The following is a 20,411-nucleotide window of genomic DNA, read 5'->3' as shown; positions in this document are numbered from 1 at the left end:
CCGTGGTCCGTCGCTGTCCAACGGCAGCGCAGGGCCGCTGCCCTGCACGCGCGGGCCTCAGTACCAGGGCTTGGGAAGCGCTTCCGTCTCCAGCGCCCGGATCAGCGCGGGGCGTTGCGCCATGCGTTCCAGGAAGGCGGCCAGCGCCGGCCGTGCGCGAGCGGGATGTTCAAAGCCCCGGGTCCAACGGCACAACATGAAGGCAAACGGGTCGAGCAGGCTGTAGCGGTCGCCCAGCAGCCAGGGGCCGCCATGGCGTTCGAACTCGGCGGCCAGCAGGTCCAGCTGGACGCCAGCGCGCGCTTCGGCCTGGGCCTTCACCTGGGCCGTGCCCTCGGTGTTGCCTGCCGCCACCCAGCGGTCGGGGTAGTAGTAGGCGATGAGCGTGGGCTGCAGGGTGTTGGTCAGCCACATCAGCCACTTGTATGCGGTGGCGCGTTCGGCCGTGCCCACGGCGGGCACGAGGCCGGCAGCCGGGTGCGTGTCCGCCAGATGGAGCAGGATCGCTGCGGTCTCGTGCAGCACCAGTTCTCCGTCGCACAGCGCGGGCAGCAGGCCGTTGGGGTTCAGCTTCAGGAACGCCGGGGACTTGTGCTCATCCTTGTTGCGGTCCACCAGCCGGAGCTGGAAGTCGGCGCCCAGTTCCTGCAGCAGGATGTGGGGCGCCATGCTGGCGTTGCTGGGGTAGTAATGGAGCTCGATCATGGCGTCGGGGGAGGCGTTGATGAAGGGGGCGGCCGGGGTGAGCGGGGCGTCCGCGCTGGTGTCTGAGGTGTTGCCTGGGTCGGCATTGCGCAGGACCGCACGGGGTAGCCGGGGCGCATCATCGCACTGTGTAAGGAGCAGCGGCCCGGCGGCGGAGCAACGGATCTTTACCGCCCCGCAACCGCCCCCCGTAGACGCGGCCGGCCGGGCTGGCGTTGAATGGAGACCTGAACAGTTGGTCCGCTTGTCGGCATTGCGATCATGAGCAAGCTTCGCTGGTTGATTCCCGTCACCCTCGCCCTGGCCTCCGCGATGGCCTGTGCGCAGGACCATGACCACGACCGGGGCCATGGCCCCGGCGGCCCTGGCGCGGGGCCCGGTCACTCGGCCGGGCCCGGTCCAGGCGCAGGCCCTGGCCGCGCCGGTGGGGGCTCACGCACGAATGTGAATATCGGGTTGAATTTCGATACCCGCTATCACCACGATCACTACTACCCTGCACCGGGCTACATGGCGCGCGGCCTGCCGCCGGGCGCCACCTTTGTCGGTGGGCGCTACTGGTACCACGGCGGTGTCTGGTATCAGCCGTGGGGCCCGAGCTTCCGGGTGATCGTGCCGCCCATCGGGCTGGTGATTCCCATCCTGCCTTCGGCCTATGTGACCTTGCGCATTGGTGGGCTGCCGTATTACTACGCCAACGGCGTCTATTACAGCGCGGCGCCCGAGGGCTATGTGGTGGTGGCGCCGCCGCCGGGCGCGGAGGCAGTGCCGCAGGCGCAGGTGGCCACCACGCCGCCGCCCAAGCCGGACCCCATCATCTATCCGCGCAATGGCCAGAGCACGGCGCAGACGGAGTCCGATCGGCAGGAATGCAACCGGTGGGCGACCACGCAGCCCACGGCGATGAATGACGCCAATGTGTTCAATCGGGCCGTGGAGGCCTGCATGGACGGCCGTGGATACAGCATGAGGTAGGTGGATGGGGCCCCCGGTTTTGCGGGCCAAGGGCCCGCAAAACCGCCCCCCGAGGGGGCTGCGGGCCGCCTTGGGGCGGCCCGTAATCGGAGGTGCCCCCGGCTGTTCGGGCCTAAGGCCCGCCCATCCGCCCCCCGAGGGGGCTGCGGGCCGGCTTGGGGCGGCCCGGCACCGGCCCTCTTCACTAACCAGAGCCCCGCTTGACGGCGCCTGCGCTGGAAGTGGGCCCCGGGTTTTCCGGGCCAAGGGCCCGCACATCCGCCCCCCGAGGGGGCTGCGGGTCGGCTTGGGGCGGCCCGGCGCCGGCCCTCTTCGCTAACCAGAGCCCCGCTTGACGGCGCCTGCGCTGGAAGTGGGCCCCGGGTTTTCCGGGCCGAGGGCCCGCAAAACCGCCCCCCGAGGGGGCTGCGGGTCGTCTTGGGGCGGCCCGGCGCCGACCCTCTTCGCTAACCAGAGCCCCGCTTAACGACGCCTGCGGCGCGTCTGCGCGACTCGATGCATGGAGGAGCGGTGATACGAGGAGTGAGGCGCCTGCGGGCCGCTGGCCTATAGGGTGCAGCCGGCTTCGGCGCCTGGTGTGGGGGGCGTGGTGCTGTGGACCTGCACGCCGTAGCGTTCGGCGGTCATGTGGGCCAGGATGGAGAGCGCGATTTCGGGGGGCGTGCGGGCCCCGATGTGCAAGCCCACCGGGCCGTGGAGCCGCGCCAGAGCCGCATCATCCAGATCAAAATGCTCTTTCAGGCGTGCTCGACGTTTGGCCTGGTTGACGCGTGAGCCGATGGCGCCGACGTAAAACGCCGGGCCTCGCAGAGCCTCCATCAGCGCCAAATCATCCAGCTTCGGGTCGTGCGTCAGCGCCACAATCGCCGTGTGGCCGTCCGGCTTGAGCGCCACCACCACATCATCCGGCATGTCCCGCGTCAAGGGCGCGCCGTCCAGCGACCACACATAGTCGTCGCGCGGGTCGCAAACCAAGACCTGGTAATCCAGCGCCAGTGCCATGCGCGCCAAATACTCGCTCAACTGGCCCGCGCCAATCAGCAGCAAACGCCATTGCGGACCGTGATGCGTGACGAGCTGCTGCTCGTCCAGCACCAACCGATCCGCCCCATCACCCGCCACAGAGGGCGCCGCCAACACGACCTCACCAGTGGCCAAATTCAGGCGGCGCACCACACGCTCGCCCCGCGCCAACCGCTCCAGCAGCACATGGATGGCGGAATGTGGCCCCAAGGGCTCCAGCATCAGCTCCAACGTGCCCCCACAAGGCAGACCAAAACGCTGCGCCGCCTCCGCCCCAACGCCATAGCGAATCAGCGTCGGCCGCTCCAGACGCAAAGCCCCCTCGCGGATGCGCGCAATCAGGTCGTCTTCGATGCAACCACCCGACACCGACCCCGCAATGACGCCGTCCTGCCGCACCGCCACCACTGCCCCCACCGGCCTGGGCGCTGAACCCCAGGTCCGCGTGATGGTGCCCAGCACCACCCGCTGATCCGTGTCCAGCCATTGCTGCACCTGGCGCAGCACCTGCAAATCCATGTTGTCCATGCGCGAAACATATCGAATAAAGCCAAACTTCGCTCGTCTGCCATCAAGCCTGTGCGAGAGGCGGCGCGCGGCGACAATCCAGCCATGCCCACGCTGACCCTCCACGACGAGCTGACCGTCCCGGTGTCCCGGGCGGTCGCCTGGACGTCGCTGCACGATCTCGCCCTGCTGGCCGAGACACTCAACGCCGCCCAAGGTGCGTCCGCCACCCTGGCCGCTGGCGCCGCACCACTCAGCTATCACCTCACCACCCCCGCCTTCCAGGGGGATGTGGTGCTGCTGGATGTCGAGCGTCCCGCTCGCCTGCGACTCTCCTTCCAAGGCCGCGGGCCAGATACCGGTGCCATCCAGGGGCAAGCCCAGTGCCGCCTGGAATTGATGGGCGAACATCGCACGCTTTTGCATTGGTCGGTGGTGCTGCAAACCGAGCAGCAGCCGGGTGGCCTCAAGATGCGGGGCATTGCCCTGCTCAAGGCGCAGTTGCAGGCCCTGGAGGCCGTGATCCGGCGGCATCACGCCAGCCACCTGCCGCTGCCGGCCCCCCGGGTCCGCAAGCCCTGGCTGCAGCGGCTGCTCGACTGGTACCTGGGCTGGTTTGCCGGCATGTTCAACGGCACCCTCTACCCGCTACCCAAGCCTCGGCCCCGGCGCCAGGCCAGCCCACCGCACCAGGTCAACCCATCGCCCGCACCGAGCGAGCCCGGCGCCACGCCTTGACGCACTGGCTTGCGGTGCATGCGTGTGCCACCGCACCCGCCCCTCGGCGCCCTCGCCACGCAATGGGCGAGTAGCGCCATCGGCGCTCCTGCCGCGCCACTAGAATCGCGCCCCATCTGACGGCCACCCTGGGTGGCCGCTGTTGTTCCCGAATCGTTCTTTGCCATGGCCGCCGCCCGTCTCTTTCCGCTGGACGCCCTCCGGGCTCTCGCAGCGCAGCTGATCGTTCTGCATCATTTGTCCGCGTATGGACCAATTGCCGAAGCGATGCATTCGCTCTTTCCAATGCTCACCGGCTGGTTGTATGACTACGGGCGCATGGCCGTGCAGGTGTTCCTGGTGCTGGGCGGCTACCTGAGCGCGCGGGCGCTGTCGGCCCAGGAGCAGCAACTGCACCAGTCCGCGCCGGCGCTGCTTGCGCAACGTTACTGGCGGCTGGTGCCGCCGTTCATGGCGGCCGTGCTGCTGACCTTGCTGGCCTCCTGGCTGGTGGAGCCGCTGCTGCCGGAACTGGTGCCCGACCAGGTGCAGTTCCTGCAGGTGCTGGCCCATGCGCTGCTGCTGCATGACCTGCTGGGCATGGATGCGCTCACCGTGGGCGCCTGGTATGTGGCCATCGACTTCCAGCTCTTTGCGCTGCTGCTCCTGCTGATGTGGGGCCTGCGCTGGCTGCCGCTGCGCCGGCTCACACGCCAACGGGTGCTGCCCGTGCTGGTGGGGGTGCTGTGTGCGGCTTCGCTGCTGCAGTTCAATCGCATGGCCGAACTGGATGCCTACGGGATCTATTTCTTCGGGGCCTATGGCCTCGGTTCACTGCTGTTCTGGTGCCAGTCCTGGCCCGCCCGTTGGCGCGGCGTGGCGCTGGGCGTGCTGGCCCTGCTGATGGTGGCCGCACTGACGCTGCAGTTCCGCGAGCGGCTGGTGGTGGCTGGCATGACCGCCGCCGTGGTGGCCCTGTGGCGGCGTGGCGAAGGCCCGGTGTGGCTGCAGGTGCGTGTGCAGGGGCTGGCCCGCCATGCCTACGCCCTGTTCCTCATCCACTTCCCCATCTGCCTGATGGTGAATGCGCTCTATGAGCACCGGGCCGAGAACCCGGCACCCATGCTGGATGCGATGGCACCGCTGGCCTTGCTGGCCGCCTGGGCCCTGAGCAATGTGGCGGCATTGCCGTTCCACCACTGGGTGGAGGCGCCGCTGCTGCGCTGGCGGCCGCGGGCCGCCACACTGCCTTCCGGTGCCGCCGCGCGCTGAGGCTTCGCGCGTCAGTCGATCGGGCCGATGGTGGGGATGCCACCGAAGTCCTGCTGGTCGTAGGCATACCACTTCAGGCCGTAGCGGCTGTAGCGCTCGATGTCCCGCCCGGCAGTGGTCCGGCTTTCTTCCAGGGCATTTTTGTAACTGCGGCCCTGGTAGCGCAGCCGGTAGGAGGCACTCACCTGCCCGGTGCGGTCCTTGCCGGCCTGGCAATGGACAAAGATCATCTGCGGAAGACCACCCTCCGGCACCGGCGCCTGGAGCAGGGCATGGATGTCGTTGAGCAGGCTCCCCATGCGGTCCAGCCCGGGCAGGCGCTCCAATTGACGGCGCACGGCGGCCGGCAGGCTGGCCGGATCGGACAACGCGCCAAAGATCGGGTGATTCACCAGCCGGCCCAGCGAAGGGTTGGCCGACCAGAAGGCGCGCTCCACCTCCAGGTTGGCGCGGTCCCCAATGCTGTTGAGCAAACTCACCACCACGAGCTGGAAGCGCTCGGGCAGCGGGGTCGGCGCCTTGGCCCGAAGGGCGCTGACCAACGCGTCGTACTCGAATTGACCGTTGGCGATGGGGGCGTTGCCTCGGAACACGCGATGCGGCGTGCCGTCGCCCTCCGCCAACTGGTGCACCAGCGACGGATTCAGGGAGCCCGACTCGATGGCCTCGGCCTGGAAAACTTCGGCCAGCCCGTTTTGATCGTTGGCGGCGGACGAGGCATTGGCACCGTCGTTGTCATCACTGCCCCCACCACAGGCGGCCAGCCACGGGCTGAGTGCCAGGCCGGCCAGCAACTGGCGGCGCCGAGGCGATACGGGCGATGTCAGCGCGGGCGCGCCAGTCTTTGCATAGGGCGGGGAGGGCAAGTGGGGCATGAGCGTCCTTGAGCGTGAAAGGACGCCAGCCTTGCCCAGCTCTTCGGCGCCGCCAATGACCAATAGGAGATGGGACTGGCCTGTTTGACTGATCGCCGGCTCTAGCCTTGATTTGAGTCAAGGTAGGTCAAGGCGGAGGCGCTTCAGGCCCAGTTCTCCCGGGCGTTCTCCCGGCGCTGCAGGTCCGCCAGGGTCTTGCCCGGTTCATCCCGGAAGCGCTCTTCCAGCAATTCCAGCTGCTGCACACGGTCGACCCGGAAGCTGCGGAAGTCCTCCCGCAATTCGCACCAGGCGGAGAAGGTCCAGACCGGGCCCCAGAAGAAGCAGGCCAGCGGGCGCACGACCCGTGTGCTGGTCTGCTCATTCAGATCCAGATAGTGAAGGCGCAGCTTGTTGCGGGACTCCGTGGCCTGGCGCAACTGGGTCAGCCTGGCGCGAGTGGCTTCGTCCAGGCCACGTTGCGGTGCGTAGACCGTCAGGCTCTCGGCCGCCGCGCGGGCCGTGCCCGGCAACACCGCCAGGATCTTGCTCAGCGCTTCTTCGGCACGGTGCCCCAGCACGGCATCCAGCTGGGGCTGGGCCAGGCGCACGGCAGCCACCAGGGACTGGGCCTCTTCGGCGCTGAACATCAGCGGTGGCAGCTCGAACCCCACCCGCATCCGGTAGCCCACGCCGGCTTCCCCGTCGATGGGAACGCCCTGCTGCTGCAGTGCCGCCACATCCCGGTAGACGGTACGGATGGACACCTCCAGCCGCTGGGAGAGGAACTCGGCGGTGGTCAGGCGGCGTCCACGGATGAGCTGGACGATCTGGAACAGGCGGTCTGCACGGCGCATAGCGGCATTGTCAGTGAACGTATTGACCGAAGCAGGTCGTCATCCCGTTAGTATCTGTGGCATGAATGCCGAATTGCCTCATGTCGTGATCGTCGGTTGCGGCTTCGGTGGCCTGGAGGCCACCAAGGTGCTGGACGGCGCCCCCGTGCGGGTGACGCTGATCGACCGCAGCAACCACCACCTGTTCCAACCCCTGCTCTACCAGGTGGCGACGGCCGGGCTGTCGGCGCCCTCCATCGCTTCGCCGATCCGGCACATGCGCCGCCATCAGCGCAACCTGACCGTGCTTATGGCCGAGGTGGCCGCGATCGACAAGGCCCAGCGCCTGGTGGAGTTGGGCGACGGGCAACAGATCCCCTATGACTACCTGATCGTGGCGGCCGGTGCGACGCACAGCTACTTCGGCAACGATCACTGGCAAACCCATGCGCCTGGCCTCAAGACATTGGCGGATGCCTTCAAGCTGCGCGCCCGGCTGCTCAGCGCCTTCGAGAAGGCCGAGACGTTGGCGGACCAGCCGGCACGTGAGTCCTGGCTGACCTTTGTGGTGATCGGTGGCGGCCCCACCGGTGTGGAGATGGCCGGCACGCTGGCCGAAATCGCGCGCCACACCTTGCGCGACGAATTCCGGCGCATCGACCCCAGCCGCGCCCAGGTGCTGCTGGTCGAGGGCTCCGACCGCATCCTGGCGGCCTTCAAGCCCGAGCAGTCGGCGCAGGCCCAGGCGCAGCTGGAACGCATCGGCGTGACGGTGCGGGTGAACTGCCGGGTGGTGGGCATCGACGAGACCGGCGTGGACCTGCAGTTGCCGGGTGGCGGCCGTGAACGCATCGAGTCCCACACCAAGGTGTGGGCGGCCGGTGTGGCGGCCTCGCCGCTAGCCCGCACCCTGGACGTGCCGCTGGACCGCGCCGGCCGGGTGATCGTGGATGAACACATGAACATCCCGGGCCACACCGAGGTGTATGTGGTGGGTGACATGGCGGCGGCCCACAGCCAGGAAAAGGATGGCAGCCGCAAGCCGGTGCCGGGTGTGAGCCCAGGGGCCAAGCAGGCCGGCCGACACGCGGCCCGCCAGATCCTGGCGCGCATGCAGGGCCGCTCTGAAGCAGCCTTTCGCTACCAGGACTACGGCTCGCTGGCCACCATCGGCCGCAAGGCGGCCGTGGCTGACCTGGGCAGCATCCAGTTCAGCGGCTTCTCCGCCTGGCTGTTCTGGCTATTCGTGCACGTTTACTTCCTGATCGGTTTCCGCAACCGGCTGCGTGTGTTCGTTGACTGGGCCTGGGCGTATTTCACCTTCCAGCGGCATGCCCGCATCGTGGTGGAGCCGCAGCACCACGGGGATCAGGACGAAGCCTGAGCCGCCACGCGGGCGCAGGCACACCTCAGATCGGGGTGCACAACTCCACCAAGGTCCCATCCGGACACCTGACATAGGCGACCACCTGGCCCCAAGGCTTGGTGGCCGGCGGGGTCAGGCCTTGCGCACCGGCTTGCAGGGCCTGGGCGTAGGCGGACGGCACGTCCGGCGTGGACAGGCCGATCTCCATGCCCAGCGGCGCGCCATCCGAGGCGCGTCGGTACTCGTGGCCCAGGTTGCCGCGGGCGATGTCGTGCCGGGCGAAGGAGAGGGTGGTGCCGCCCGTCTCCAGCTCCCCGTAGACGCCGGACTCATGCAGGAAGCGCCGCTGCAGGCCAAAGGCTTGCTCGAAGAATTCCAACGAGGCGGCCACGTCGGCGACGTAGACGATGGTGTAGGCGAACTGCATGGCAGGGTTCCTGTTCCAGAGTGATGAGAGGCGAGGGCGTGGGTGCAGGGCATGCTTCTGTCCCAGCCCCCGGGGGCGCTCCGTGGTGCGGATGATGACGCCCGGCTACTGACACCGGAATGGCAGCTATGCTGAGGGCATGTCCAGTTCCAGCCTCGCCAACGCCGAGCCACAGCGCCTTCCGAACGGCTTGCTCTGGGTGGCGCGCACGGCCCCCGGCCCGCATGTCGCGGTGCGGGTGGTCTACCGCGTCGGTTCCCGGGACGACCCCACCGGCCGGGCCGGCCTCACCCACCTCACGCTGCGCCTGGTGGCCGGCGCCAGCCGTTATCTGGAGCCCGGCCAGTTCCACCGCATGGTGGCCCAGGCTGGCGGCAGCACCACGCTGGAGGTGGACGAGGACTTCGCCGCCCTGCAGACCGTGGTGCCCGCCCACCACCTGGAGCGGGTGCTGTGGGCCGAGGCCGAACGCATGAGCAACCCCCGCCTGGACCCTGACACGCTGGACCGGGCCCGCGCCCAGGTGCGGCAGGCAGTCCGGCAGCCGCTGATCCAGCCCTATGGCCGGCTGGAGCCCGCTATTGCACGCCATGCTTACCTCAGCCACCCCTATCAGCGCGGGACCCTGGGGGACCCGGACCAGCTGAAGGACCTGGACATCGAGACCGTGCGCGCCTTTCATGCCGGCGGATTCCGCTGCGACCGCGCCCTGCTGATCATCACCGGCCCCTGGGACGAAGCCACGCTGTCCCGCTGGGTGCTCCATCACTTCGGCTCTGTCCGGGCGCCGCTGGCGACCGCCATGGAACTGAAGGAGGTGAAGGAAACCCGTCGTCCCCAGAGCCAGACCGTGAAGCTGGCGCTGCCGCAGGCCCCGCTGCCTGCCGCCGCCCTGGTCTGGCAGGTGCCCCGTGCAGACGATGCCAGCACCCCCATCTGGCAACTGGCCCATGCGCTGCTCGGCCGTGGCCGCTCCGGCCGGTTGACCGACACCCTGGTAGATGAGCTGGCCGTGGCCCATCACCTCAACCTCACCCTGGCCCAGCACCAGCAGGCTGGCGTGCTGGTGGCGCAAGGCCTGGCGGCGCACGGCCAGACGGCCGCCCCGCTGGCCCTGGCCCTGCAGAACGAAGTGATCCGGCTCGCGGACGAGCCGGTCAGCGTCGAAGAGCTGGACAAGGCCAAGGCCTTGCTCAAGCGCGAGTGGCAGGCGCTGGAGTGGAGCGCCGACACCCTGGCACGCAGCCTTGGCACCGCGTGGGCGGTGCGCGGGGACATCCAGGCACCCGCCAAGGATGCGGCCGCCTGGACCCGCCTGGGGGCCGGTGACGTGCAGCAGCTCTGGCGCAGCCAGGTGGTGCGTGCACCGGTGCTCACCCTGCTGGCGGACGTGGGCACCGCGCCTGCACCCGCCTCCGGCGCTTCGGGAGTGGTGGTATGAACCTGAAGCGGCGACATCTGATGCTGGGCGCCGGCCTGGCGACCGCGCTGCCCGGGCTGCCCGCCATGGCGCAGGACGGTTTTGAACAACCGCCGGAGGCCTCCCCGGCGCCGGCCGTGCCTGCGCTCACGCTGCAGCAGGCCCGTCTGCCCAATGGGCTGCGGCTGCTGGTGCTGCCCCGCCCAGGCGCTCCCCGTACCGCGCTGCGGCTGATCGGGTCCGCGGGTTGGCTGAGGGACCCGGCCGGCCGCGAAGGGTTGGCCGAGGTGGCACTCAGCATGTTGGCGCAAGGCGCCACACGCGGCAAGGAGACGATGGACTCGGCGGACATCGCCTACGCCTCGGACCTGCTGGGCCGCCCCCTGCAGCTGGATCTCTCGCCCTTGTCGGCCGAGCTGGCCCTGGAGGCCACGCCGGATGCCTGCGACGATGCGGTCAGCCTGCTGTCCGACCTGGTCACGGCGCCGACCCTGACCTTCGAGGCGTTGGAACACGTGCGTGGCCGTGCCCAGGACGCCTTGCTGCTGCGCCGGGCCGATGCGGAGCAACTGGCGCCGTGGGCCGGCCGCCGGCTGTTCTGGGGCGCGGCATATCCGTTGCAGACCTCGGCAAGCCTGAAGCGGCTCAAGCGCGATGAGGTGCAGGCCTTCCATCGCCTGTTCTGGCGCCCAGACCGGACTCAACTGCTGTTCTGCGGTGACCTGACGCTGGAGACGGCCCGCGAACTGGCGGAAGACTTCTATGAAGGCTGGCGCACGCCCAAGCCCGCGCCGGCAGCGTTGACGGCCCGGACTGCCGATGCCGCAGTGGCCGCCGCCGCCGTGCCGGCGTCCACCGCGCGGCTGCTGCAACTGCCGCGCGCGCTGGCCTGCCGGCTGGTCTTGCAGACGCCGGTCCCACGCAGCACCCCGGTGGCGCTGCGCGCGCTGGCCCGTCATCTGCTGCAGCAGCGCCTGGGCGAGCACCTGCCATGGCCGTGGCGCAGCGACATCGAAGCCCCGGGCGGGCAGGTGTGCTGGCGCCTGTCGCTGAGCCTGCCGCCGGAGGCCGTGCCCGAGGTGCTGGCGCAGTTGCGCGAGCAGTTGCCCCGTCTGGCCGCAGAACCTGTCACCCCGGAGGAGCTGGCCATGGCGCAGGCGCTTGCGCTGGGTGAATGGCAGACGCAGCTGCAGACCGCGCCGGACGAACTGCTGGCCCAGGCCATTGCCCAGGGGGACCTGGACGACACCCTGCAATGGCCGCAGCGTCTGCGTGCAGTCAGCGCCCCGGTGCTTCAGCTCCTGATGAGCAGCAGCTGGCGTGAATCCCGCACACAGGTGCTGCTGGTGGGCGAAGCGGGCACTCCGCAGACGCTGCAGCGCGCGTGGCCAGGCTTGTCTGTGGCTACAATCCGCAGCGTCATTGGGGAGTAGCCGCTGCACCCTCATTCAGCAGACCCGCGTCAACAGACTTGAGCAGATCGTTGCTCATGGCGTGCGGTAGCCAGGAACCTGCGGGTTCCCAGCCTGGCGAGACCTTTGACCATGCACTCCGGGTTTTTGCGGCCGGCGGTGGCATGGTCATTGGGTTGTCTCGGCCGCTGAGTGTTCCATGGAAGCCTTCCTCATCTCCACCGGCCTGGTGGCCCTCGCTGAAATCGGCGACAAAACCCAACTGCTGGCCTTCATCCTGGCCGCGCGCTTCCGCCGGCCCGTGCCCATCATCCTGGGTATCCTCATCGCCACGCTGGTGAACCATGCGTGTGCCGGTGCCATTGGTGCCTGGATCACCTCGCAGGTCTCGCCGCAGGTGCTGCGCTGGGTGCTGGGCGTGGGCTTCATCGCCATGGCCGTCTGGACGCTCATCCCCGACAAGATCGACGACGAGGAGACGGGCGGACGCTTCAAGCTCGGCGTGCTGGGCACCACCATCGTGGCCTTCTTCCTGGCCGAGATGGGCGACAAGACCCAGATCGCCACGGTGGCGCTGGCGGCCCGCTTCAACGACCTCTGGCCGGTCGTGGCCGGCACCACCTTCGGCATGATGATCGCCAACGTGCCGGCGGTGCTGGTGGGTGACAAGCTCGCCCACAAGCTGCCGGTGCGCATCGTTCACGGCATTGCGGCGGTGATCTTTGCGGTGCTGGGTGTGGCCACCCTGCTGGGCGCGGGCGAAGCCCTCGGCGTCTGAATCAACGCCTGAGCGGCGGGCTCAGCGCGTGCAGGCTTGCCGTACCGCCCGCTCCCAGTCAGTCATGAGCTGGTCCGCGCGGTCGCGCGACATGGTGGGCAGGAAGGTGCGTTCGGCCTGCCAGTTCTTGCGGATGTCGCCCACACCGCCATACACACCGGCGGTCAGGCCGGCCAGGTAGGCCGCACCCAGGGCGGTGGTCTCGATGACGCGGGGCCGCACCACCGGGATGCCGAGCAGGTCGGCCTGGAACTGCATCAGCAGGTTGTTGACGCAGGCGCCGCCGTCCACGCGCAGCTCGCTCACCGGCGAGCCGCCGGCCGCGACCGCGTCCCGGCTCATGGACTGCAGCAGGGCCGCACTCTGGAAGGCAATGCTTTCCAGGGCCGCCCGCGCAATGTGGGCCACCGTGGAGCCGCGCGTCAGGCCCACGATGGCGCCGCGCGCCTCGGCATCCCAGTAGGGGGCCCCCAGGCCGGTGAAGGCAGGCACGAACATCACCCCGCCCGCATCCGGCACGCTCTCCGCCAGGCCCTGGACCTCACCACTGGCCTTGATGGCATTGAGGCCATCACGCAGCCACTGCACCACCGCACCACCGATGAACACGCTGCCTTCCAGCGCGAACTGCGGCTGGGGGGAGGGCTGGGCCGCGCTGGTGGTGATGAGGCCGTTGCCGCTGGTCTGGAACCGCTCACCGGTGTGCATCAGCATGAAGCAACCGGTGCCGTAGGTGTTCTTCGCCATGCCCGCGTCAAAGCAGGCCTGGCCGAAGAGGGCGCTCTGCTGATCGCCAGCGATGCCGCCGATCAGCACCGGCGCGCCGAGATGATCGGCGGCGGCCGTGCCGAATTCATGGGCCGAGGGGTGCACTTCCGGCAGCACCGAGCGCGGGATGCGCAGCAGGCGCAGCAGTTCATCGTCCCAACGGTTTTCGTGAACATTGAACAGCATGGTGCGGGCTGCATTGCTCACGTCGGTGACATGCACCTCGCCGTGCGTGAGCTTCCAGATCAGCCAGCTGTCGATGGTGCCGAAGGCCAGCTCGCCGCGCTCCGCCTGCTCGCGGGCGTGCGGCACATGGTCCAGGATCCATTGCAGCTTGGTGCCGGAGAAATACGCGTCAATGACCAGGCCGGTCTTGCGCTGCACCAGCGCCGTGTGGCCGTGCTCGCGCAAGGCGGCGCACTGCGGCTCGGCTCGGCGGTCCTGCCAGACGATGGCGTGATAGATCGGCTGGCCGGTCTTGCGGTTCCACACCAGCGTGGTCTCGCGCTGGTTGGTGATGCCCAGGGCCTTCAGGTCGGTCGCCTTCAGCCCGGCTTTCTTCATCACTTCGTGGGCCGTGGCGAGCTGGCTGTCCCAGATCTCATGCGCGTCATGCTCCACCCAGCCCGGCTGCGGATAGATCTGCCGGAACTCACGCTGAGCCATCGCCACGATGCGCCCCTGCGCATCGAAGACGATGGACCGCGAACTCGATGTGCCCTGGTCCAGGGCCAGCAAATAGGTCATGGCTTTGTCTCGCTTATTTCTTTTTGAAGGCCCAGCCCGCCGGGCTGACGCTCAATCTGCCACCACAAGCTCCACGCCGGCATCGGTCATCAGCGCGGCAAAGGGCGCGGGTGGCGGTGCATCGGTGAACAGCGCGTCGATCTGGGGCAAACGGGCCACCTCGGCCATCGCGGGCCGGTTGAACTTGCTCGCGTCCGCCGCCACCCACACCTCGCGCGAATGCTCCACGATGGCCCTGGCCACCATCACTTCACGGTAGTCGAAGTCTCGCAGGCTGCCATCGGATTCGATGCCGGAGATGCCGATCAGGCCAATGTCCACCTTGAACTGCCGGATGAAGTCCACCGCCGCTTCACCCACCACGCCACGGTCCCGATGGCGCACGGTGCCGCCCACCATCACCAGCTCGCAATCGGAGTTGTCGCTGAGGATGGTCGCCACGTTCAGGTTGTTGGTGATGACCCGCAAGCCCTTGTGGTTGAGCAGCGCATGGGCCACGGCCTCCGTGGTGGTGCCCAGGTTCAGGATCAGCGAGCAGCCGGCAGGAATGCGCGCCGCAATGGCCCGTGCGATGCGCGCCTTGCCATCGGCCTGCATGGCCTGGCGCTGGCGGTAGGCGATGTTCTCCGTGGTGGAGGAGGGCACCCGCACACCGCCGTGAAAACGCGCCACCAGGCCGGCTTCGGCCAGGCGCTGCACATCGCGCCGCACGGTTTGCAGGGTGACGCCAAAGCGCTCGGCCAGCGCCTCGACGCTCACCGAGCCACGGGCGCGCACCTCCTGCAGCAGATCGTTCTGGCGGGGATTCGGATTCATGGCGCGCAGACTAAAGCGAACCAAAACGAACACAGTACCGGGTTATCCCTGGTCAGAAACGCGGCAAAGCGCGCTAAAAAGAAAAAAGAAGAACACAAGCGCGACCCCGACAAGGGTGCGCCAGGAGACGCTGTGACCGTTGGCACCGTGAACCCCGCTGGCCCTGTGGACCCCGCCAGCCCCGCTGGCACCGCTGGCACCGCCGCCGCATGGGCCGAGGCCGCCACCCCCCCGACGTCCTGCGACGTGCTGGTGGTGGGCGGCGGCATCAATGGCGCCGGCATCGCCCGGGACCTGGCGGGCCGCGGCTTCTCCGTGGTGCTGGCCGAGGCCTCGGACTTCGCGGCGCACACCTCGTCCTCGTCCACCAAGCTGATCCACGGCGGCCTGCGCTACCTGGAGTACTACGAGTTCTCGCTGGTGCGCAAGGCGCTGCAGGAGCGCGAGGTGCTGCTGCGCAGCGCCCCGCACATCATGTGGCCGCTGCGTTTTGTCATGCCGCACGATGCGGCCATGCGGCCGGCGTGGATGATCCGCATCGGCCTGTTCCTGTACGACCACCTGGCGCGCCGCGAGGTGCTGCCCGGCTCCACCGGGGTGAACCTTCGGCAGTCTCCATTGGGGCAGCCGCTCAAGGCGCAGTACAGCCGGGGTTTTGTGTATTCCGATGGCTGGGTGGATGACGCCCGGCTGGTGTTGCTCAACGCGATGGATGCGCGGGACAAGGGCGCCAGCCTGCATACCCGCACCACCGTGGTGGCCGCGCGCCGCCATGCCGACCACTGGATCGCCACGCTGCGCGGCCCGCAGGGCGAGTGGCGCGTGCGTGCACGTGCGCTGGTCAATGCCGCCGGCCCGTGGGCGGAGAGCTTCCTGCGGGAGCATGCGCAGGCTGCTGGCACGGAGGCCCTGGCCACCAAGAGCCTGCGCCTGGTGAAGGGCAGCCACATCGTGGTGAAGCGCGTGTTCCAGCACGACCACGCCTACATCTTCCAGAACCCTGACAAGCGCATCATCTTCGCGATCCCCTACGAGAACGAGTTCACCCTCATCGGCACCACCGATGTGGAGCTGCCGGCCGACGCACTGGCCGGCTTTGGCAAGGCCTCGATCAATGAGCAGGAGATCGCCTACCTGTGCGAGCAGGCCAGCCGCTACTTCGACAAGCCGGTGACGCCATCGGATGTGTTGTGGACCTACGCCGGTGTGCGCCCGCTGCTGGACGATGCCTCGGGCGACCCCTCCGCCGTCACCCGGGACTATCTGCTGGAAACCCATGCCGCAGGCGGTGCGCCGCTGCTGAGCGTGTGGGGCGGCAAGATCACGACCTTCCGCAAGCTGGCCGAAGATGCGGCCGATCTGGTGGGGGACCTGCTGAATGAACGCCGCCCGGCCTGGACGGAAAAAGCCCACCTGCCTGGCGGCGACCTGAGCGAATGGATCGGCGCCCCCCAGCGCCCCGACACCGACTTCGAGCGGCTGCTCACCGCGCTGGGCCAGCGCCATGGCTGGCTGCCGCCAGCACTGGCCCGCCGCCTGGCCCGCGCCTATGGTGGCCGGGTAGGGCGCGTGCTCGGGGGGGCGGAAAAGCTGCAGGACCTCGGTCCGGAAATTGCCCCCGGCCTGCACGAGGCCGAACTGCGCTACCTGGTCCGCGAAGAATGGGCCCGCAGTGCGGACGATGTCCTGTGGCGCCGCTCCAAGCTGGGGCTGCACTACACCGAGGCGCAACGCGCCGCCGTGGCGAACTGGTTCCAGCAGTTGGCCTCGGATGCCCCTTCCTCGCCGTCTTCCCCCCCTTTCCCCCCTTCCTTCCCCGACAACAACCACATGCAAAGAGACAGGTCATGGAGCTGAGCCTTCACGGTGTGAGCCACCGTGTAGGGGCACAGCACTATCTATATCCGCTGGACCTGCGTCCGGCCCCGGGCGCGGTCACCGTGCTGCTGGGTGCCACGCAGGCCGGCAAGACCACGCTGATGCGGTTGATGGCGGGCCTGGACCGCCCGACCGAAGGCCAGATCCAGGTCGATGGCACCGACGTGACCGGCTGGCCGGTCCGCCAGCGTGACGTGGCCATGGTCTATCAGCAGTTCATCAACTATCCGTCGATGACGGTGCGGGACAACATTGCCTCGCCGCTCAAGCTGCGGGGCAAACTGGACCGTGCGGGTGTGCGCGACCGGGTGGATCAACTCGCCCGCAAGCTGCACATCGAGATGCACCTGGACAAGCTGCCCGCGCAGCTCTCCGGCGGCCAGCAGCAACGCGTGGCGCTGGCGCGCGCCCTGGCCAAGCAGGCGCCGCTGATGCTGCTGGACGAACCCCTGGTCAACCTGGACTACAAGCTGCGCGAAGAATTGCGGGACGAGCTCACGCAGCTGTTCGCCGCGGGGGATGCCACCGTCATCTATGCCACCACCGAGCCTGCCGAAGCGCTGATGCTGGGGGGCTACACCGCCGTCATGGATGCCGGTGAGCTGCTGCAATACGGGCCGACCGCGGAGGTCTTTCACCGACCGGCGTCCCTGCGCGTGGCGCGGGCTTTCAGCGACCCGCCGATGAACCTGCTCTTGGCCCAGGGCCTGGGCGATCGCCTGCAGCTCAAGCCGGGCCTGGATCTCATGCTGAGCGGGCAGGGTGCGGTGACCGTGGGCGTGCGCGCCAACGCGCTGCGTGTGGCGGAGCAGCCGGGCGACGTGGCCTTGAAGGGCCAGGTGGAACTGGCGGAGATCTCGGGCAGCGACACCTTCGTGCATGTGCGCAGCGAAGTGGGCGACCTGGTGGCCCAGCTCACCGGGGTGCATGACTTCGGGCTGGGCGCGCCGCTCACCCTCTACCTGCAAGCCTCGCAGGTGCATGTGTTTGATGCTGCCGGCCTGCTCACACGAGCGCCCGAGCGGCGGGGAGGCCGCTGATGGCACGCATCGACCTGGACCTGGCGCATGCCTATCGTGCCGACCCCCGCAGCGACGACGACTACGCACTGCTGCCCTTGCGCATGAGTTTCGAGGACGGCGGCGCCTACGCGCTGCTCGGCCCCTCGGGCTGTGGCAAGACCACCATGCTCAACATCATCTCCGGCCTGCTCAAGCCTTCGCAAGGCACCGTGAGCTTCGACGGCCAGGATGTGACCAGCCTGACGCCGCAGGCGCGCAACATCGCGCAGGTGTTCCAGTTCCCCGTCATCTACGACACGATGACGGTGGAGGAAAACCTTGCCTTCCCGCTGCGCAACCGCGGCGTGGCGGCGGAGAAGATCCGCGCCCGTGTGGGCCGGATCGCGGAGATGCTGGAACTCAACGGCCAACTGCAGCAACGTGCGGCGGGGCTGTCGGCGGATGCCAAGCAGAAGATCTCGCTGGGCCGCGGCCTGGTGCGGGAGGACGTCTCGGCGGTACTCTTTGACGAGCCCCTGACCGTCATCGATCCCCACCTGAAATGGCAACTGCGCCGCAAGCTCAAGCAGATTCATCACGAGCTGAAGCTGACGCTGATCTATGTCACCCACGACCAGGTGGAGGCCCTCACCTTCGCTGACCAGATCGTGGTGATGACCCGTGGCCGTGCGGTGCAGGTGGGCAGCGCGGCCGCGCTGTTCGAGCAACCGCAGCATCGCTTCGTGGGGCACTTCATTGGTTCGCCGGGCATGAACTTCCTGCCGGGGCGACTCCATCCCGAAGGCGTACTGGAAGTGGCCGGACAGTCGGTACGGGTGCCCGACGGCACACCGCACCAGCTGCTGGCGCAGGTGCGTGATTTCACCCTGGGCGTGCGGCCGGAATACCTGGCCCTGGCGCAGCCGGGCGCGGACGGTGTGCTGGACGCCACCGTCACCCAGCTGCAGGACCTGGGCACCTACTGGCTGCTGACGGCCACGCTGGGTGAGCAGAGCATGAAGGCCCGGTTGCCGGCCCATGCCCAGCCCCCGGCCGTGGGTGAACACATCGGCCTGCGGGTGCTGAACCCGCACACCTGCTATTACGGTGCGGACGACCAGTTGATCTCGTCCAGCAAGGAGACCACGCCATGAAGCCGGTCAATCAGAAAGCCTGGTTCCTGGTGCTCCCGGTCATCATCTGCGTGGCCTTCTCGGCCATCCTGCCGCTGATGACGGTGGTGAACTATTCGGTGCAGGACATCATCTCGCCGGAACGGCGCGTGTTCGTTGGTGTCGAGTGGTTTGCCTCGGTGATGCGTGACGAGGAGCTGCACGGTGCCCTGCTGCGTCAGCTCGGTTTCTCGTTCGCGGTGCTGCTGGTGCAGATCCCGCTGGGCATTGCGCTGGCGCTGTCCATGCCCGCGCAGGGCTGGAAGGCGTCCCTGGTGCTGGTGCTGGTGGCCCTGTCGCTGCTCATTCCCTGGAACGTGGTGGGCACCATCTGGCAGATCTATGGCCGTGCCGATATCGGCCTGCTGGGCGCCGGCCTGCAGGCCCTGGGCATCGACTACAGCTACACCGGCAACGCCACCGATGCCTGGCTGACCGTGCTGGTGATGGATGTGTGGCACTGGACGCCCCTGGTGGCGCTGCTGTGTTTTGCGGGCCTGCGCTCGATCCCGGACGCCTACTATCAGGCGGCCCGCATCGACGGCGCCAGTAAGCTGGCGGTGTTTCGCTACATCCAGCTGCCCAAGATGCGGGGTGTGTTGATGATTGCGGTGCTGCTGCGCTTCATGGACAGCTTCATGATCTACACCGAGCCCTTCGTGCTCACCGGCGGCGGCCCCGGCAATGCCACCACCTTCCTTAGCCAGTACCTGACGCAGAAGGCCGTGGGGCAGTTTGACCTCGGCCCGGCGGCAGCGTTCTCGCTGATCTATTTCCTCATCATCCTGCTGCTGTGCTTCATCCTCTACAACTGGATGCAGTCACTCGGCCAGGCTGAGCAGACGGAGGCCGCGCAATGACGTGCTTACACGCACTGGGTTCACTGCTGCCCGCTGGGGCGGTCCAGCGAAAGGTTCATCATGGATGAGCGCCGCTTCAAGAAGAGAACGCTGTTCCTGATCCTCTATCTGTTGTTTGCCTTGCTGCCCATCTACTGGATGGTCAACATGAGCTTCCGGACCAACGATGAGATCTTGTCCAGCTTCAGCCTGTGGCCCAAGGCATTCACGCTGAACAGCTACCGGACCATCTTCACCGACCCGGCCTGGTACAGCGGCTACATCAACAGCCTGATCTACGTGGCCATCAACACGGTGATCTCCATCACCGTGGCGCTGCCGGCCGCTTATGCGTTCAGCCGCTACAGCTTCCTGGGCGACAAGCATGTGTTCTTCTGGCTGCTGACCAACCGCATGACCCCGCCCGCGGTGTTCCTGCTGCCCTTCTTCCAGCTCTACACGACGCTGGGCCTGATGGACACCCACCTGGCCGTGGCACTGGCGCACCTGCTGTTCAACGTGCCGTTGGCGGTGTGGATCCTGGAAGGGTTCATGAGCGGCATCCCGCGCGAGATCGACGAGACCGCCTACATCGACGGCTACAGCTTCCCGCGTTTCTTCCTGACGGTATTTGTGCCGCTCATCAAGGCCGGTGTGGGCGTGGCGGCGTTCTTCTGCTTCATGTTCTCGTGGGTGGAATTGCTGCTGGCGCGCACGCTGACCAGCGTGAATGCCAAGCCCATCGTGGCGACGATGACGCGCACGGTCAGTGCCTCCGGCATGGACTGGGCGACCCTGGCGGCCGCCGGCACCTTGACCATCGTGCCGGGGGCCATCGTGATCTGGTTTGTGCGCCACTACATCGCCAAAGGCTTTGCGATGGGTCGGGTGTGATGGG

General features: G+C 68.0%; 19 protein-coding genes and 1 riboswitch. Of the genes, 12 read left to right on the top strand and 7 right to left on the bottom strand.

Annotated elements, in window-relative coordinates:
* Positions 1-57: 57 nt before the first annotated feature.
* Positions 58-705: a glutathione S-transferase family protein gene (locus tag BMY53_RS07995; protein ID WP_092945385.1), complete on the bottom strand. Its 648-nt coding sequence runs from the start codon at positions 703-705 to the stop codon at positions 58-60.
* A gap of 261 nt (positions 706-966) precedes the next feature.
* On the opposite strand from BMY53_RS07995, the gene BMY53_RS07990 reads away from it, so the two are divergent.
* Complete coding sequence (locus tag BMY53_RS07990) at positions 967-1,680, top strand: DUF6515 family protein (protein WP_092945383.1); 714 nt, start codon at positions 967-969, stop codon at positions 1,678-1,680.
* A gap of 546 nt (positions 1,681-2,226) precedes the next feature.
* Here the strand turns inward: BMY53_RS07990 and BMY53_RS07985 are convergent.
* Positions 2,227-3,231 (bottom strand): XdhC family protein, encoded by a 1,005-nt coding sequence (locus BMY53_RS07985; RefSeq protein WP_092945381.1) that lies wholly within the window; start codon positions 3,229-3,231, stop codon positions 2,227-2,229.
* An 84-nt stretch (positions 3,232-3,315) separates the two neighbouring features.
* Between BMY53_RS07985 and BMY53_RS07980 the strand changes: the two genes are divergently transcribed.
* Together BMY53_RS07980 and BMY53_RS07975 are read left to right on the top strand one after the other, a co-directional pair.
* Positions 3,316-3,948, top strand: a complete 633-nt coding sequence (locus BMY53_RS07980; protein ID WP_143073990.1) for an SRPBCC family protein — start codon at positions 3,316-3,318, stop codon at positions 3,946-3,948.
* A gap of 165 nt (positions 3,949-4,113) precedes the next feature.
* Entirely contained in the window at positions 4,114-5,199 is a 1,086-nt protein-coding gene (locus tag BMY53_RS07975; protein WP_143073989.1) for an acyltransferase family protein, read from the top strand.
* Between the two features lie 11 nt (positions 5,200-5,210).
* Here BMY53_RS07975 and BMY53_RS07970 read toward each other — a convergent pair whose 3' ends face one another.
* Complete coding sequence (locus BMY53_RS07970) at positions 5,211-6,074, bottom strand: protein-tyrosine phosphatase family protein (RefSeq protein ID WP_143073988.1); 864 nt, start codon at positions 6,072-6,074, stop codon at positions 5,211-5,213.
* Between the two features lie 143 nt (positions 6,075-6,217).
* On the bottom strand, positions 6,218-6,910 hold the full coding sequence (locus BMY53_RS07965) for a helix-turn-helix transcriptional regulator (RefSeq protein WP_092945375.1): 693 nt from the start codon (positions 6,908-6,910) through the stop codon (positions 6,218-6,220).
* 61 nt (positions 6,911-6,971) lie between these two features.
* On the opposite strand from BMY53_RS07965, the gene BMY53_RS07960 reads away from it, so the two are divergent.
* Positions 6,972-8,273: an NAD(P)/FAD-dependent oxidoreductase gene (locus BMY53_RS07960; RefSeq protein ID WP_255370087.1), complete on the top strand. Its 1,302-nt coding sequence runs from the start codon at positions 6,972-6,974 to the stop codon at positions 8,271-8,273.
* Positions 8,274-8,298: 25 nt separating this feature from the next.
* Here the strand turns inward: BMY53_RS07960 and BMY53_RS07955 are convergent, their stop codons facing one another.
* Entirely contained in the window at positions 8,299-8,682 is a 384-nt protein-coding gene (locus tag BMY53_RS07955) for a VOC family protein (protein WP_092945374.1), read from the bottom strand.
* Between the two features lie 139 nt (positions 8,683-8,821).
* Between BMY53_RS07955 and BMY53_RS07950 the strand changes: the two genes are divergently transcribed.
* The 3 genes from BMY53_RS07950 to BMY53_RS07940 all read left to right on the top strand — a co-directional run bounded on the left by BMY53_RS07950 (position 8,822) and on the right by BMY53_RS07940 (position 12,292).
* Positions 8,822-10,123: a M16 family metallopeptidase gene (locus tag BMY53_RS07950; protein WP_092945373.1), complete on the top strand. Its 1,302-nt coding sequence runs from the start codon at positions 8,822-8,824 to the stop codon at positions 10,121-10,123.
* Positions 10,120-11,535, top strand: a complete 1,416-nt coding sequence (locus BMY53_RS07945) for a M16 family metallopeptidase (protein ID WP_092945372.1) — start codon at positions 10,120-10,122, stop codon at positions 11,533-11,535. Before BMY53_RS07950 ends, BMY53_RS07945 begins: the two co-directional genes overlap by 4 nt.
* Positions 11,515-11,711: riboswitch (yybP-ykoY riboswitch) on the top strand. (Overlaps the previous gene by 21 nt.)
* A 2-nt stretch (positions 11,712-11,713) precedes the next feature.
* The gene (locus tag BMY53_RS07940) at positions 11,714-12,292 is read left to right on the top strand and encodes a TMEM165/GDT1 family protein (protein WP_092945371.1); all 579 of its coding nucleotides are present in this window, start codon (positions 11,714-11,716) and stop codon (positions 12,290-12,292) included.
* Between the two features lie 21 nt (positions 12,293-12,313).
* Here BMY53_RS07940 and glpK read toward each other — a convergent pair whose 3' ends face one another.
* Both glpK and BMY53_RS07930 read right to left on the bottom strand, forming a co-directional pair.
* A complete protein-coding gene (glpK, locus tag BMY53_RS07935) occupies positions 12,314-13,807 on the bottom strand; it encodes a glycerol kinase GlpK (protein WP_092945370.1) in 1,494 nt (497 codons plus the stop codon).
* A 51-nt stretch (positions 13,808-13,858) separates the two neighbouring features.
* Positions 13,859-14,623, bottom strand: coding sequence for a DeoR/GlpR family DNA-binding transcription regulator (locus tag BMY53_RS07930; RefSeq protein ID WP_092945369.1), 765 nt, complete (start codon positions 14,621-14,623; stop codon positions 13,859-13,861).
* Between the two features lie 246 nt (positions 14,624-14,869).
* Here BMY53_RS07930 and glpD point away from each other — a divergent pair, with 246 nt between their 5' ends.
* From glpD to BMY53_RS07905, 5 genes are read left to right on the top strand one after another with little or no spacing between them, the layout of a single operon-like run.
* Positions 14,870-16,480, top strand: coding sequence for a glycerol-3-phosphate dehydrogenase (gene glpD, locus BMY53_RS07925; protein WP_255370109.1), 1,611 nt, complete (start codon positions 14,870-14,872; stop codon positions 16,478-16,480).
* On the top strand, positions 16,471-17,541 hold the full coding sequence (locus BMY53_RS07920) for an ABC transporter ATP-binding protein (RefSeq protein WP_092945367.1): 1,071 nt from the start codon (positions 16,471-16,473) through the stop codon (positions 17,539-17,541). Before glpD ends, BMY53_RS07920 begins: the two co-directional genes overlap by 10 nt.
* Entirely contained in the window at positions 17,541-18,656 is a 1,116-nt protein-coding gene (locus BMY53_RS07915) for an ABC transporter ATP-binding protein (RefSeq protein ID WP_092945365.1), read from the top strand. The genes BMY53_RS07920 and BMY53_RS07915 overlap by 1 nt, the downstream gene beginning before the upstream one ends.
* The gene (locus BMY53_RS07910) at positions 18,653-19,534 is read left to right on the top strand and encodes a carbohydrate ABC transporter permease (protein ID WP_092945363.1); all 882 of its coding nucleotides are present in this window, start codon (positions 18,653-18,655) and stop codon (positions 19,532-19,534) included. Before BMY53_RS07915 ends, BMY53_RS07910 begins: the two co-directional genes overlap by 4 nt.
* Before the next feature lie 60 nt (positions 19,535-19,594).
* Positions 19,595-20,407, top strand: a complete 813-nt coding sequence (locus BMY53_RS07905; RefSeq protein ID WP_092945361.1) for a carbohydrate ABC transporter permease — start codon at positions 19,595-19,597, stop codon at positions 20,405-20,407.
* Positions 20,408-20,411 lie beyond the last annotated feature (4 nt).

It is taken from the genome of Roseateles sp. YR242, from assembly GCF_900109745.1.
Classification (GTDB): Bacteria; Pseudomonadota; Gammaproteobacteria; order Burkholderiales; family Burkholderiaceae_C; genus Roseateles.
Note: the sequence above shows the minus strand (reverse complement) of the source record. Positions and strands in the feature narration are given on the sequence as shown.